The sequence below is a fragment of the Enterococcus sp. AZ194 genome (assembly GCF_051713825.1).
Lineage (GTDB): Bacteria > Bacillota > Bacilli > Lactobacillales > Enterococcaceae > Enterococcus_K.
In genome coordinates, this window is record NZ_JBIOQR010000001.1 from 3,142,233 (window position 1) to 3,156,922 (window position 14,690).

Below are 14,690 nucleotides of genomic sequence, written 5' to 3' on the forward strand. Positions count from 1 at the left end.
TCCACCTTTTATATTTTACTTTTTAATACTGAATCAAAATCATCAAAAATTCGTTTACTCAAATCAATTCCTTTTACCCCTGCGCCAAGGTATGAAAAAATTTGGAATGGGATGACTAGAAATAGAGAAGTAAAACATTCCTCGCAGGCAATATCTAAGCTCAAACTATCCTCGTCATTACTTTTTTCTGTAGTAATTGTGTAAGTCTTCCCAACAGACGAATTCATATAGGTTTGTAACTGTTGGGCACGCGCGTGATTTTCGCTTTTTGTATCAATAAAAAAGAGAACATGCTCATGATCCGCTTCAAGATAAGGCCCATGCATATAAGCTTCTAGCTCAAACCCTTGCGAAGGTTTACGGATTGTTTCTGTGAACTTCGTTTCGAACTCTTTTGCCGTTCCCCAGTTAGGACCATACCCAATTGCCACAAAGCGATTGGAAAGCTTGAAGATACTTTTATTTTTCTCGAAGAACGCTTGACTCTTTTCAATGATTTCTGGAATTTTCACGATTGCCTCAGTGAGCTGCTTCAATAAGAATTCGACCTTTTCACTAGACAACCTGTTTTTATTTTGACCAATTGATAAGCCGAGCAAAAACAGCTTAAGAAGAGTGGCCGAATAACCCTTCGTTACAAAACCAACTGTTTCGACGCCCATTTCTAAATCAATTACTTCATCTACCTTCGAACAAAGCGGGCTAGCCAAATTACTGGTCAGTGCAATCGTATGAATTGTTTGACTTTTCAGTTGGTCTAGTGCATCAATAGTTGACGCACTTTTACCACTCTGAGAAACAGCAATTACTGTATCCACTGCCTCAGATAAACGCCCATAGTGATTAAAATGATAGGGTTCTTCGATACTCACGCTTGCACCTGAAAGACTTTCTAATGCAGGCTTTGCGGATAGGCAAGCATTATAAGACGAACCAGTTGCTAAGATGAGAATATTTTTGATTTTTTGTTGCTGTGGGTTCTCTATAAATGAATAAGTCCGTAAATTATTCATTAACATCGATTGTTCTTCATTTATATAATCCAGCATCGTTGCCAAATTCATCCCTCCTAAAAGATGCCCACTAATGAACCTAAAATCCCAACAACTGCTAAGCCCAATAGGATCATTAACGGTTTCACTTCTTTTTTCAGTAGATAAAAGACGCCACCAAAAGCACCCAATGAAAGAATATTCGGAACAATGTCGTCAAAAATACTTTGAACAGTCACTGCATTGTCACCAGAACCAATCTGTAAGGGAATATTCACTTCAATCATCGTTGCTGACATTCCACCAACAACCATTAATCCAATAATTGCTGCGCCATATGTCAAGCTTTCCATCATGCCGTTTTCTTGAATCTTTTTCAAAAAGCCTGTGCCTAATTTGTACCCCCAGCCAGTTGCCATATATCGGAACAATAAATGAGGGATATTGAAGATTAACAAGAACAAAATAGGACCTAAGATATTTCCTTGTAACGCAAGAGAAGTTCCTACCCCTGTCGCAATAAGACGCAGGGTTCCCCAAAAGAAGGAATCCCCTATCCCAGCTAAAGGACCCATTAGAGACATTTTGATGTTATCAATCGCTGAAGAATCAAAATTTTCGTCATTGGCATTTTCCTCTTCCATAGCTGCATTAATCCCTAAAATCAGCGTAACAATATGAGGCGTCGTGTTAAAAAACTCTAGGTGACGTTTTAAAGCATCTGCCATAGCTTCCTTTGTCGTATACAACTTTTTTAAAATGGGAATCATGGCATAGACATACGCCAAGTTCATCTGACGCTCATAGTTCCACGAAAATTCCATTTGAAACGACCGCCAAAATACACTACTTAATTCTTTTTTTGTTATTTTTTTATCAGGATTAGAAGTCTTCGTCATCATCAATTACCTCCCCAGAGTTTGTTTGAATCGGTGTTCCTTGTCCACGAATATTACGCAAATTCACTATAACCACTGCTGTGATTGCCCCAAAAATCGCGATTCCTGTTACTGGAATTTGCAAATAAGCGGCTAGCGCAAAACCTAGGAAAAAGTAAGGCGCGACCTGTTTATTGATTAACAGTCGTGCTAACATCGCAAACCCAAGTGCTGGAATCAAGCCTGTTGCTACAGTCAATCCATTTTGAACAAAGTCTGGAATCATATCTAGCAGATTCCCAATGGTTTTACTCCCTACCATAAAGGAAATACACACCACCAATGCTAACATCAGAGACAGACCAAAACCTGAAATCAAATGCATCGCCTCAACGCCTTTATAATTTCCATCTTCGGCATACTTATCCGCTTTTTGGTTCATAATTGGAATAAATAATCCTAGATAAACATTTTTAAGAATTAACGTTAAGGTAGCAATCGGTAAGCCTAACAATAAGGCTGTCTCAGTTCCAGCACCAGCCGTAATTGCAAATGCCGTTCCCAAAATTCCACCAGTAACAACATCTGGTGGAATTGAAGCACCCACAGAGAATGAACCAATAAAAGCTAGCTCCAATGTCGCACCCATAATAATTCCTGTTTTTATGTCGCCTAAAACAATCCCCGTAAACAACCCCGTAACAATCGGTCTTGATAAAAGTGAGGTGCCCAATGCATACTCAGATTGTGCAACAAAAGCAACAAGACCTAGTAAAATAGCTTGTAACATATTTTATTCCCCTTTCATTACAATACTTCAGTGACTTCCACTTTCTTATCAGATGGTACTTGGCGAATCTCTACATAGACCCCTAAGTCAACCATTTTTTTAAGTAACTCCTCTTCCTCAGGGAAAACATTCACTGCTTTTCCTAGACTACGCGTGCCCTCTTTAGACTTAATTCCACCTAAGTTGACTTGTTTAATAGCAGGATAAGCTTCAGCTAATTTGTGAGCATCCGCAATCGACTCAACCACGATAAATAATTTATATTTATCTGTCACGCCACTCTTCAGCGCTTCAATCGCATCATCAATTGTCTTAATAACTAATTTGACGCCTTGAGGTTTCGCCAGTTTGATTGTCGTTTTTCGAATTTCGTTGTTGGGCACATCATTATTCGCAATTAGAATACAATCTGCGCCTAAATTTTGTGTCCATGAAAATGCTACCTGGCCATGTAACAAACGGTGGTCTACTCTTGTTAATAAGATCATTTTCTTCCTCCTTAAAAATCCTCTTCAGCAATTTCTTGTTCAAAGGTTTGATTACAAAATTGAATGGATTGTTTTGATGTTTCCAATGCTTGTTGGATAAATTCAGATAACGACTCAACTTGCTCAAACCCTGTGACCAACTCAATTAAGAATGGTAAATTCATCCCTGCAACCAAATAATAATTGGGTTGTTGAATATGGTGTAAAAATTCGTTATTTACACTTCCACCAAACAAATCCGTCACAATCACAAGCTCCTTATTTTCATTTTCTTGAATGATTTCTGAAACTGCCTTCGTTAAATCAAAGGCTTCTGTCAAATAACAATCGAGAGCCGTCACCTTGTCAGTCGTCCCACAGATTAATTGCAAAGAAGAAAGAATCCCTGACGCAAATTTTCCATGAGAGGCTAAAATTATTTTTCTATTCACTCGCTTCACCTCACTTACACCTTACTAAATGCAAGACGCGTGCCAAAAATAGTGGCACGCGTCTTTTGCTTATTAAAAATCGTCATCTTTTGTCGATGTATCAGTCTCTTTATACACAATATCATAAATGTAAACAATTTCAGCATCAGGAATTTTGACACTATAAACACTTTCAATGACACTAAACGCTTTTCTGATTTGTTCAAACCCAGATTCCCGACACTGATTCAAACCGCTTTCACAGTAAGTACTATCAATGGGAACGTTACGAATGAGCCGTTCAATCAAACAACTGACATGTACATAAAGAGCCAGTTTTTTGGCATTACTTAATAATAAATCAGCCTGCAATTCCAGCTCTCGCATAAACAGGTCGATCTCTTTCATTACTTTTTCAGTATCTAAAATCGTCACTGAATCAATCACCTTTTCTAAAGAAAAATTACGAATGACGTTTTTATTAAAAATTTGATTCTCTTCTTTTGTCATAACCGTCTCTAACCATTCATTTAATCGCTGGTTCTCATCTCCTGATATCAACTCTTCTAAAGAAAGGTAAGGAATTTGTTCTACATAAGGGTTATCTGTTCCGATAATGCCCAAAACATCGTACGCAGAAAAAACCGTCTCAGACTTTTTCTTATCTGCCAACACTTGAAACTCATAAGGTAAAACCTTCAGATTACAACTGCTAGGTAAGCTTTTTTCTAATAAATGACTGATATGTGCTGCTGTACCGATCCCTGTTTGACAGGTCGTTAATAGAGCCTTTGTCCGATTTTCTTCTGGGTAAATAATCTTCCAATCAAGAGTGGCCTGACTAGCAGAACGTTCGGTAATTTCAGACAGAGAAAGTTTTTTCTGAAGATTTTCGCCAACTGCGATTGCTAAAGGGGTCGTTACATTGTTCATGATGGCAATCGGAACCGTTATTTGTTTTGGAAAATACTGATAGATTTCTTTTAATGAACCCATATCAACAAGTATAACCAGGCCATTAGAAATATCATTATTTTCACTATAATCAAGGATTTCTTCTGCAATTCTTTGAGGAGAAACATCTAATGGCATATCAAAGGATTCAAAAATATCTTTGCCTAAAAAACGATTGGCTACATTGGCAATACTGCTTGCAGTTGCATACCCATGGGCAACAATCACAGCTTTAGGAATCCCCCGCTCTTTTGTCCAATCAGCCTTTTTCAAATACAGGGCTAAAACGATTCGGTCCATCGCTGAAATGTCCAAATCTAACTTATGCTTTGATAAATCCAACAGTCGCTCGACATAATGAAAGCTTGTTGGGTAAGCATCTTTAATTTGTTGCTCCATCTCCTTAATTAAGTCGAGTAATTCATTATCTTCTGGAAACCACTTACTTGATCCCCGTTGAAAAAGGTAATAACTGAGGGCATAAACGCTATTTCCATTAAATTTAATTTGATACGCACTCTCCATCTGACGGAAGGTATCACGAATATATTGCGTCAAATAAACTAACAGTTCATGATTTTGTTGTCGATCCGTCTCAAAAAGCAAATAGTCGAATAAATGATCCACGGTTTGTTTTAATTGAGTTTCACATTTCTCAAGCTGGCACTCTGCTTGCTGAAATTCATTAATCAGCTTTTCAAATGTTGCAATTGAGCGCTTTTCATTTGGATTATGACGTTCAACCAATTGATTGGTTGTGGTGTTTTCTGTTAGCAGAATCTTCTCGGGCGTTACAGTTTGCAGCCCTTGTAGTTTACTATCCAAAATAGAATCCGGAAGATGATAAATCGTAAGCTGAATTTCTTTTTCATTTTTTTGTTCGATATAAGCTTTGGCAACTGTCACTTTTATAACATTTTTTAATTCACCGATATTTCCTTTAAAGCTCCGACTAGTCAATAGACTAATCACTTGTCCCGAAACCTGAATCGCCTTATTTATTTTTCTTCGTTCATTTAATAAAAACGAATAGACTAACTCCACGCGTTCGTTTCGGCTTCTCTCTTTTATAGCAGGCATCACCACCTGAATAGGAATTCGTCGAATAAATGTCGTTAAAAATGTACTAGTTAATTCTTCTGTCGTGGCAAAAAATAAACGCGTTTCTATCTGACGAGGATTTCCTGTATCTCCCATGCGATAAATGATTCCTTGGTCTAAGTATGTAAACAACTTTTCTTGTCCCTCAGCATTCAGTCGATGAACCTCGTCTAAGAAAAGAATCCCGCCATTTGCATGTTCAAAAGCCCCACTCTTATCTTCTTCAGCTCCTGTATAGGCTCCTTTCGTATGACCGAATAAATTACTGGTCAAAAGCTCTGGATTATTGGCATATTGCGCACAATTAAACGTAACAAACGGCGCATCTTCACTAATCAAATCATGCTCCAAACAATATTGATAAACTAACTGAACCAAATAACTCTTACCTGTCCCACTATCACCTGTAATCAATACAGGAAGTCCGTTGTCAGGATAATTCAGTGCCGTTTTAATTTGTTCAATCACCCGGTTCAAACTTTTATCATGACCAATCATCAGCGAGAAAAAGTCTGTCTGTCGACCAAATAAAGGCTGTTCCTTTTGAATCTCCTCGGCAGAACGATAGACCGTTTCACTTAAGATAAAATAATGCCTCTCAAAGGCCTCTTTATGAAAAAAATAAACAGGACGAGAGTTTATTTTTACTAGCTTGCCTTCATTGGTTAGTTGATTCAAGTAATGACTAATTGTATTTCTTTTCACCTTAAAAATTTCGGCTAGTTTTTTTGCAGTAAATAGTTCACTTATATTATTCAAATCGATAAAATCCGTTTGATTATTCAAATAATTGATTAACTCTTCTTTCATGACTACCTCCTTCTTGAAATAAAAAATAATGATTTATTCCTCAATCAAAAGAGAAATTGGGCTTTTGGGAATTCTCCTTGTTTCGTCCGTTTAAAAGAATAGTATCCCATTACTCATAAAATTGATAGTTTCTTTATCGTTTTTATTTGAATTACTTACATGGTAAAAGAAAAATAAGTTGAAGCAGACACTCCACGATGTCTATGCTTCAACTTATCTATTATCAACTTATTCTCTTTATTTTACGGCTTTCATTGCGTCAATAATCGCTTGTAAGTAGCCAGCTGTATCCGAGAAGGTCGCACCTGTCACGACATCTGCTGGGCTATCTTTTTCACCCAATTTACCTAAATCACCGACAGCTGTTTCTAATTCTGCCACTGTTTTACCCAATGCAAATTGCGTAACAGCCTTCATGTTATCAGAGTAAGTGTTTGTCGCGCCACCTTTGTCTGCCATCATTTTGGAATAGGCTTCATTATTGGCTTCTTTTGAAGATAAGACTAAACCGTCTTTCACGTCAGCGCCAAAGTCGGCATCCGAATTTGGTACGCCACCAAAATCAGTGAGGCTGACATATTGGAACTCATCAAGAGCAACAGCCGCTAATTTATCACCATCCATCGCAACAGTTGTTACTGAGAATGATTTGTCCCCATGAGGCGCTCCAAGAACTTGAACTTCCAACAGATCAGCACTCGCTGTCTTCGTCCCTTCAAAAATCTTTCCTTTACTTGCTGCATCAACGATTGATTGTAAGTAACCAGCCGTATCAGAGAAGGTCGCACCTGTTACAACATCAGCTGGGCTATCTTTCTCCCCTAATGCACCTAAATCTGTGACAGCTTTTTCTAATTCAGCCGCTGTTTTTCCTTCAGCAAATTTGGCAATTGCCCCCATGCTTTTTTCCCAAGTCTGAGTCGCGCCACCTTTATCTGCCATCATTTTAGAATAGGCTTCATTGTTCACACGTTTACTTGATAAAACGGTATCTGCTGGGAAAGCTTCGCCAAATGCTTTATCTGCATTCGGTACACCTTCAAAATCAGCAGGTGAAACATATTGGAATTCATCCAATTGAACCTTTAGAATTTTTTCGCCATTCATTGTGACATTCACTACTGCAAACGACTTCGTTCCGTGAGGTGCTGTCAGTAATTGTCTCATATAAACAGTTCCTTCAGCGGGTGCAGTATCAGTTGAGCTTCCGTCTGCAATTTTAACCTCTGCTTTGGCTTCTTCAGTTGAGCTTTCTTTTGTAGAACTACTCTGCGCTGTTGAAGCACTTGATGATTCCGCTGCACCCTTGTTATCAGCTGAACATCCGACCATTGCCAATAGTGCCATTAAAGCCACTGTTGTTAAAGTAATCTTTTTCATTTTTGTTCCCCCTAAAAATTATTATGTTGCTATTGTAAATTATATCACAAAGTTTCAATTTGACTACCATTTTTATTATTTTTTGACAAAATAATGCCTAAGCCACCGATATGATAACGATTACTAAAAATCAAGAAACGTAATTTTATGAATGACTCTCTACTCAGATAACACCTTTTATCGAAATTGACTCTAATAGTCTTTTTATTTGTCTTGATTCTTGTTAGAAATGGAAACAATCACATCCTACAGCTATTTATAAATAAGACAATTTATCGAACAATTACAGGTATTCGTTTTTCTACTTTTTACTGATTCCATAAAAAAAGATTGCGGTAGAATCACTCGCAATCTTTTTTAATCTATTATTTAACTAACTGTCAAACAAACAGCACATTACTTATTGTTCTTCTGCGCTCATTTTTGAAGTGACTTTTTCATCAACACGCAAGAATGGTAAGTAAATAAAAACACTTGCTGCAATAATCAAGATTTGTAAAACAGAAGCCCGCCAGTCTCCGCCTGTTGCTAAGAAACCTGAAATAATCGGTGGCGTTGTCCATGGAATCTGAACAACAACATGATTAATTAACCCCACTGCTGTCGCAAAATAGGCAACTGTTAACGAAAATATTGGGGCTAATACAAATGGAATAATCAAACTGATATTAAAAACAATTGGTAAACCAAAAATGATTGGCTCGCTAATATTAAATATAGCTGGCGTCACTGACAACTTCGCAAAATCTTTGTAATCTTTTCGGCGACTGAAAATAAAGATAGCAATCAATAATGCAATCGTGTTTCCAGAGCCACCCATAACGGCAAATGTATCTTTGAAGGCCATGTTGATAATGTGAGGAATCTCAGCTTTATCGGCATAAGCCGCCATGTTTTCTTGCATATTTTGAATTAAAAATGGATCAAGTAATGACCCAGAGATCACAGCTTGGTGAATCCCAAAACCGAAAAATAAATTAGCAATTGAAGTAATCAATAAAAATCCTGGCAAGCCAGTAGTGACTTTACTCAACGGTGCTGTAATGACATTGGTGATCAGACTATTCACATCCCTATTGAATAGTTGCATAATTAAGAACGAAAGAATAGCAAATGATGTAATTGTAATCATAATTGGGATTAACACGTTAAATGATTTAAGCACGGCAGGTGGAATATTTCCTGACAGGTTAATCTGTAATTTCTTGTTTTTTGATAACTTAATAAATAATTCTGTCGCAGCAAGTCCAACGAAGATTCCGACAAACATTCCTGAAGCGCCTGTATGGCTCACCGGAATAACACCTGTCACTTCAATCGCTTTTTCTGCATTTTCAGGTGTGAACATTGTGGTCATCGGTGTTAACACAACAAATGTCGAAATGGCTACTAATACGGCAGCAATATGATTGGTATAATTTCTGCTAACACACATATGATAAGAAACAGCTGCAACAACTAATAGTGTAGTAATACTGAGTGTCCCATTACCGATAGATACCCCAACCTTTTGAATCGTTGTTAAGGTCTCAGGATTAATTATTTTCCCCATAAATCCTGTTGGTTCTAAGATGACATAATTGATTAATGTCACGAACCCCGCTAACATCATGAATGGCATGAATGTCGCAAAAGCATCTCTCAATGTCCGCAAATGAATCTGGTTCCCTAACCGTGTGGCAATCATGCCAAACTTTTCAAACACGAGATCTTTTTTACTGGTCTTTTCCATAAATTAAACGCTCCTTTTCTTTGAAACCGATTACTCTTTATAGGAACGATAATACAACACTTTTTACAAAAAGTAAATATCTTTATACAAAATTATATACTTTTAATCAAAGAAAAAATTAGAGCTTAAAGTCAGGGACTTTAAACTCTTAATTTTCGACAAAAACAGCTTCAAAAACAAAATCTTTATAGATATGTCTTGATAAGGAATACTCAAACGGCACACCTGATAAAAGCGAGACCACTTTATCTACTTCGATCATAAATTCTCCGGCCTCAATATCCAAAATATGAGCATCAAACTCTTTAGCAATATCACCCTTTATCCAAATATGCGAGGTTTTTATCTCTAATCCCAAGTCATTGGTAATATACGAATAGATGGATTTTTTTAGATGCTTAGGCTCTAAGCCCGGAATAATAGCTAAGGGCATAAAGGTCTGTTCGATTGAATACGGTTCACGATCAATAAACCGACTTCGAATAATGTTATAGACGTAATCTTTTTGACTAATCTCTAGTTTTTTTGCAACCTCTTCAGAAGGTAACTCGATAGAAAATGTATGGATTTCAGAATCCACATGCTCTTCACCTACAACACTGAATAACCCTTCGTTTGGACCGAAGACCTTCGAATTATCAATTGGTTTTCTCAAAACTTCCGTACCAAATCCACTCCGACTTCTGAGAACTCCTTCAGAAACCAACAAATCAATTCCTTTTTTTACGGTTAGTTTGCTAGCATCATATTGTTTCGCTAGTTCATCACCTGTTGGCAGCTTTTCGCCAATTTGGTAGGAGCCACTAGCAATCTTCTTTTTTATATCTAAATAAATCTCCATATACTTGGCAATTTTCTTCAATTGACTTCCCTCCAATCAAAACTATATACACATCTATACTTTACCATAAAAACGATAGAAAACACCACTGGAAAATTATACTCAACAAACAAAGATATATATTTTTAATTAAAACTATTTATTTTTCAAACAAGGAATGATATGATATTCCTGAATAAGGGGGTATTTAGAATGACAACACAAAAATTATCATTTCCAGAAAACTTTTGGTGGGGCTCTGCATGGTCTGCAGAACAAGCGGAAGGTCGCGGCGAAACAGGCAAAGCTGAAACAGTTTGGGAACGTTGGTATGCTGAGCAACCCTACCGTTTTTATAATCGGATTGACTCTTCTATTACAACAGACCACATTCATCGTTATAAAGAGGATGTAAAACTTATGAAAGAAACCGGGCATAACTCGTTTCGTGTCTCAATTTCTTGGGCACGTATGTTTCCAGAAGATGGGGTCGGCGCCGTCAATCCCAAGGCCATCGCTTTCTATCGAGATTTATTTACAGAGATGAATAAAGCAGGAATTAAGGTCTTCGCGAATCTTTATCATTTTGATATGCCGGCGAAGCTTCAAGACAAAGGGGGCTGGGAATCTCGTGAGGTCGTTAACGCCTACGTTCATTTCGCTGATACTTGCTTCAAAGAATTTGGCGACCTTGTTTTCCATTGGTTCACATTTAACGAACCTCTAGGACCTATTTTAGGCTCCTATTTAGAAGACTTCCATTATCCAAATCTAATTGATTTTAAACGTGGAGCCCAAGCTGCTTTCTTTACAATACTTGCTCATGCAAAAGCGATTGAAGCTTTTAAAACTCATGGATTGGAAAGTAAAATTGGCGTTATTTTGAATCTAAGTCCGACTTTCCCTCGCAGTCAAAATCCAGCTGATGTCAAAGCGGCTGAAATTGCCGATTTGTTTTATACACGTAGTTTCTTAGATCCAATGGTGAAAGGAACCTTCCCGTCAGTCTTAATTGATCTTTTAAAAACTTATGATCAGCTACCCGACTATTGCGAAGAAGACTTACAGACAATTCACGAGCATACTGCACAAATCTTAGGTCTCAACTATTATGAACCTCGACGGGTAAAAGCTCGCTCTTGTGCGGTCAATCCCGACAGTCCCTTCCTTCCAGAATGGTTCTTTGAAAACCACATTATGCCAGGCAGACGCATGAATGAGTATCGCGGATGGGAAATTTATGAACGAGGAATTTATGATCTCTGCATGGATATTAAAGAGAATTACGGAAATATCGAAGCTTTTATTTCTGAAAATGGCATGGGTGTCGCGAATGAAGAACGCTTCATGGATGAAACCGGTCAAGTGATTGATGACTATCGTATTGAATACATCAAGGACCATTTAGCCTATCTTTGGAAAGCCATTGAGGAAGGTTGTAATATTAAAGGGTACCATTTATGGACCTTTATCGACTGCTGGTCATGGATTAACTCTTATAAAAACCGTTATGGTCTAGTGTCACTCGACTTGCCAACGCAAAGACGTACCATCAAAAAAAGTGGCGAATTTTACAAAAAACTAAGTGATGAAAATGGCTTCGAATATGAAGTTGATTGGTTAGTGTAATTAGTTGTGTAGGCTACGAGTCTCGGTGCTCGTAGCTTTTTATCATTTTAATGGTTAATGTTAATAAGCTATTCATTCCCACATAGTTTCTTTACTAACTCAAACTGTTTATTTTACAAACTTGTCTTCGTTTGCTATTATTAGAACGTTCATTCTAATAAAGTGAAAAGGAGATTCAGATATATGGCAAGAACCAAAGAATTTGATGAAGAAGTTGTTTTAGATAAAGCTGTTCAAATCTTTTGGCAAAAGGGTTATGAAAAAACCTCGATTCAAGATTTAGTGGACACCATGGGGATTCATCGGCGCAGTATATACGATACCTTTGGCGACAAACATGCGCTATTTTTACGCGCACTTGATCGATACTCTACAGAACTTGAACAAAAAATTGTAACCAACATCACACCTGAGTTACCCATCAAAGAGAAACTAGAAAAACTATTTACCCTTGTCTTATCAGAAAATGTCGATGCACCTCGAGGCTGTTTAATTGTCAATAGCGCAACTGAACTATCTTTATTCGATGAAGAAGTCGCAAAAAAAGTCAAAACTCAGTTCGCCAAAACGGAAAACTATATTTATCAATTACTCGTTGCGGCTGAGAAAAAGGGGGAGCTTACAGTGGCGCTATCCTTGAAGGATGTAGCTGCCTATTTGCACAATGCTTGGGTTGGGTTTCGAGTCCTCGCAAAAACAACTGACGATTCTGATAAATTACAAACAATTGTTGATGTTAGTTTAGCAATCATTTAGTCGATGAAAGAAGGAATTTTTTTGAAAAAAAACTACACTGTAATCACCGGCGCAAGCTCAGGAATTGGCTATGAAGTAGCTTGGGCCTTTGCCAAAAGAGGAAAAAATCTCATCTTAGTAGCACGAAGAAAAGAACGTCTACTCGCTTTAAAAGAACTCCTAGTTACCGAATATCCTGAGTTAGAGATTCTTGTGAAGTGCTGTGATTTATCCGATAAAACACAAGTGTATCAGCTTTATGAATCATTAACAGCTTACTCAATTGAAACCTGGATTAATAATGCAGGTACTGGCTCTTCTGACCCCATGATAATGGCTGACTTAGACAAAATTGAACAAATGATTCATCTGAATGTAGAAGCAACTACGCTACTTTCCACACTGTACGTCAAAGATTATGCACAGGTTGAAGGAACACAATTAATAAATGTCTCCTCCGCTATGGGGTATGTCGTTGCTGCTGGAAATGTCCCCTACTCTGCCAGTAAATTTTTTACCAGCGCACTAACAGAAGGTTTGGCAGCAGAACTTAGAGAAGCGCCTATTCAAGTAAAAGTATTGGCCCCTGCACTAACAGCGACTGATTTCATCGGAACAGCAAATGTACGCCTCAAAGAATCCTTGCATTCACCAAAAGAAGTCGCCAACTTTTTGCTTCAACTATACGATAGTGACAAAAGCATTGTTGTCGGCGTAGTCAATGAAAAAAAAAAATTTAAATTACGTAAACAAATTTTGCCCTCATTTCCACGATAAATTTTTTTAACTAAAACTAGAACGAACATTCTAAAAAGGAGGAAATACAAATGAAAGCTATACAAATTGAACGTTACACCAAAGAACTACAGGCACAGGTGGTCAATATCCCCGTACCCGAAATAACTGAGGATCAAGTATTAATAAAAGTCAAAGTGGCGGCTGTCAATCCTCTTGAAATCCTTAATATTACAGGTGCGGTCAAACTAATTCAAGATTACAAAATGCCACTCACTCTAGGAAACGAGCTGACAGGTGTCATCGAAAAAATCGGGAGCAACGTAAAGGGGTTTTCCATTGGTGAGGCGGTATATTCTCGCTTGCCTATTGAACAGATAGGCGCCTTCGCTGAATATGTCGCAGTCAACGTGGACGCTATTTGGCCTTTACCCAAACATTTAACTTTCGCTACAGGCGCTGCTGTTCCTTTAACAGGGCTGACTGCTTACCAAGGATTACATGAAGAATTAGAAGCCAAAGCCGGTCAAACGCTCTTTATTCCTGGTGGTTCTGGGAGTTTTGGTCAGATGGCTATTCCACTCGCAAAAGAAATGGGGCTGACTGTCATTGTCTCAGGAAACCCCGAAGCTAAAGAACGCTCACTTGCATTAGGCGCAGACAAATATATCAACTACAAAGAAGAGAATTATTGGGAAATCCTTGAACCAGTTGATTTTGTCATTGATACCTTAGGAGCAGAAGAATTTGAGCATGAGTTATCCATTATTAAACCCGGTGGCCGATTATTAAGTTTAAAAGCAGGTCCTAATAAACAATTTGCTGTTTCTAAGAAATTTCCAAAATGGAAACAAGCCCTATTTGGTGTAGCAGGAGCCAAATTAGATAAAAAAGCGAAAGAAAAAGGAATTGAGTATCGTTTCATGTTTGTCCGCTCAGATGGCAAACAACTAAAAGCCGTTTCCGACCTTGTTGAAAAGAAACAAATTATTCCAGCTATTGATCCAACAGAATTTAGATTGGAAGACATAAATAAAGCCCTCGCGCATATGGCAACAGGACATCCAAAAGGAAAGGTCTTACTTAGAATTGGTGAATGAGAAAGAATAATTATCTGTTCTGCGAATGAGCTAAAATTAAATGACGACAAACTTTCACTACGCAGGACTTACCTTTAATTACTCACTAATAAAGTTTACTTCGGGCTTACACTTGATATTTGAGAAAAATTAAAAA

The 14,690-nt window shown here is 37.7% G+C and carries 13 protein-coding genes; 4 read left to right on the forward strand and 9 right to left on the reverse strand.

Annotation, left to right across the window (positions count from 1 at the left end; all coding sequences use genetic code 11):
• Positions 1 to 8: 8 nt before the first annotated feature.
• The 9 genes from IGI37_RS14710 to IGI37_RS14750 all read right to left on the reverse strand — a co-directional run bounded on the left by IGI37_RS14710 (position 9) and on the right by IGI37_RS14750 (position 10,397).
• Positions 9 to 1,064, reverse strand: coding sequence for an SIS domain-containing protein (locus tag IGI37_RS14710; RefSeq protein ID WP_438762817.1), 1,056 nt, complete (start codon positions 1,062 to 1,064; stop codon positions 9 to 11).
• 5 nt (positions 1,065 to 1,069) lie between these two features.
• Complete coding sequence (locus IGI37_RS14715) at positions 1,070 to 1,891, reverse strand: PTS system mannose/fructose/sorbose family transporter subunit IID (protein WP_438763662.1); 822 nt, start codon at positions 1,889 to 1,891, stop codon at positions 1,070 to 1,072.
• Positions 1,875 to 2,660 (reverse strand): PTS mannose/fructose/sorbose/N-acetylgalactosamine transporter subunit IIC, encoded by a 786-nt coding sequence (locus IGI37_RS14720; RefSeq protein WP_438762818.1) that lies wholly within the window; start codon positions 2,658 to 2,660, stop codon positions 1,875 to 1,877. The genes IGI37_RS14715 and IGI37_RS14720 overlap by 17 nt, the downstream gene beginning before the upstream one ends.
• A 17-nt stretch (positions 2,661 to 2,677) precedes the next feature.
• Positions 2,678 to 3,148, reverse strand: coding sequence for a PTS sugar transporter subunit IIB (locus IGI37_RS14725; protein ID WP_438762819.1), 471 nt, complete (start codon positions 3,146 to 3,148; stop codon positions 2,678 to 2,680).
• A gap of 11 nt (positions 3,149 to 3,159) precedes the next feature.
• Positions 3,160 to 3,579, reverse strand: a complete 420-nt coding sequence (locus IGI37_RS14730) for a PTS sugar transporter subunit IIA (RefSeq protein WP_438762820.1) — start codon at positions 3,577 to 3,579, stop codon at positions 3,160 to 3,162.
• 72 nt (positions 3,580 to 3,651) lie between these two features.
• A complete protein-coding gene (locus tag IGI37_RS14735) occupies positions 3,652 to 6,423 on the reverse strand; it encodes a sigma 54-interacting transcriptional regulator (protein WP_438762821.1) in 2,772 nt (923 codons plus the stop codon).
• 237 nt (positions 6,424 to 6,660) lie between these two features.
• Positions 6,661 to 7,803, reverse strand: a complete 1,143-nt coding sequence (locus tag IGI37_RS14740) for a peptidoglycan-binding protein (protein ID WP_438762822.1) — start codon at positions 7,801 to 7,803, stop codon at positions 6,661 to 6,663.
• A gap of 400 nt (positions 7,804 to 8,203) precedes the next feature.
• Positions 8,204 to 9,535, reverse strand: coding sequence for a PTS sugar transporter subunit IIC (locus IGI37_RS14745; protein ID WP_438762823.1), 1,332 nt, complete (start codon positions 9,533 to 9,535; stop codon positions 8,204 to 8,206).
• 148 nt (positions 9,536 to 9,683) lie between these two features.
• Positions 9,684 to 10,397: a GntR family transcriptional regulator gene (locus IGI37_RS14750; RefSeq protein ID WP_438762824.1), complete on the reverse strand. Its 714-nt coding sequence runs from the start codon at positions 10,395 to 10,397 to the stop codon at positions 9,684 to 9,686.
• A 171-nt stretch (positions 10,398 to 10,568) separates the two neighbouring features.
• On the opposite strand from IGI37_RS14750, the gene IGI37_RS14755 reads away from it, so the two are divergent.
• The 4 genes from IGI37_RS14755 to IGI37_RS14770 all read left to right on the forward strand — a co-directional run bounded on the left by IGI37_RS14755 (position 10,569) and on the right by IGI37_RS14770 (position 14,554).
• Positions 10,569 to 11,984, forward strand: coding sequence for a glycoside hydrolase family 1 protein (locus IGI37_RS14755; RefSeq protein ID WP_438762825.1), 1,416 nt, complete (start codon positions 10,569 to 10,571; stop codon positions 11,982 to 11,984).
• A gap of 183 nt (positions 11,985 to 12,167) precedes the next feature.
• The gene (locus IGI37_RS14760) at positions 12,168 to 12,740 is read left to right on the forward strand and encodes a TetR/AcrR family transcriptional regulator (RefSeq protein WP_438762826.1); all 573 of its coding nucleotides are present in this window, start codon (positions 12,168 to 12,170) and stop codon (positions 12,738 to 12,740) included.
• Between the two features lie 3 nt (positions 12,741 to 12,743).
• A complete protein-coding gene (locus IGI37_RS14765) occupies positions 12,744 to 13,496 on the forward strand; it encodes an SDR family NAD(P)-dependent oxidoreductase (protein ID WP_438762827.1) in 753 nt (250 codons plus the stop codon).
• 50 nt (positions 13,497 to 13,546) lie between these two features.
• Positions 13,547 to 14,554 (forward strand): NADP-dependent oxidoreductase, encoded by a 1,008-nt coding sequence (locus IGI37_RS14770; protein WP_438762828.1) that lies wholly within the window; start codon positions 13,547 to 13,549, stop codon positions 14,552 to 14,554.
• The last annotated feature ends 136 nt before the right edge of the window (positions 14,555 to 14,690 follow it).

Excerpts from the sequence above, each read along its gene's own strand:
- IGI37_RS14760 (WP_438762826.1), top strand. The coding sequence starts at position 12,168 with ATGGCAAGAACCAAAGAATTTGATGAAGAAGTTGTTTTAGATAAAGCT.
- IGI37_RS14755 (WP_438762825.1), top strand. The coding sequence starts at position 10,569 with ATGACAACACAAAAATTATCATTTCCAGAAAACTTTTGGTGGGGCTCT.
- IGI37_RS14770 (WP_438762828.1), top strand. The coding sequence starts at position 13,547 with ATGAAAGCTATACAAATTGAACGTTACACCAAAGAACTACAGGCACAG.
- IGI37_RS14745 (WP_438762823.1), bottom strand. The coding sequence starts at position 9,535 with ATGGAAAAGACCAGTAAAAAAGATCTCGTGTTTGAAAAGTTTGGCATG.
- IGI37_RS14765 (WP_438762827.1), top strand. The coding sequence starts at position 12,744 with ATGAAAGAAGGAATTTTTTTGAAAAAAAACTACACTGTAATCACCGGC.
- IGI37_RS14710 (WP_438762817.1), bottom strand. The coding sequence starts at position 1,064 with ATGAATTTGGCAACGATGCTGGATTATATAAATGAAGAACAATCGATG.
- IGI37_RS14715 (WP_438763662.1), bottom strand. The coding sequence starts at position 1,891 with ATGACGAAGACTTCTAATCCTGATAAAAAAATAACAAAAAAAGAATTA.
- IGI37_RS14735 (WP_438762821.1), bottom strand. The coding sequence starts at position 6,423 with ATGAAAGAAGAGTTAATCAATTATTTGAATAATCAAACGGATTTTATC.
- IGI37_RS14720 (WP_438762818.1), bottom strand. The coding sequence starts at position 2,660 with ATGTTACAAGCTATTTTACTAGGTCTTGTTGCTTTTGTTGCACAATCT.
- IGI37_RS14740 (WP_438762822.1), bottom strand. The coding sequence starts at position 7,803 with ATGAAAAAGATTACTTTAACAACAGTGGCTTTAATGGCACTATTGGCA.
- IGI37_RS14725 (WP_438762819.1), bottom strand. The coding sequence starts at position 3,148 with ATGATCTTATTAACAAGAGTAGACCACCGTTTGTTACATGGCCAGGTA.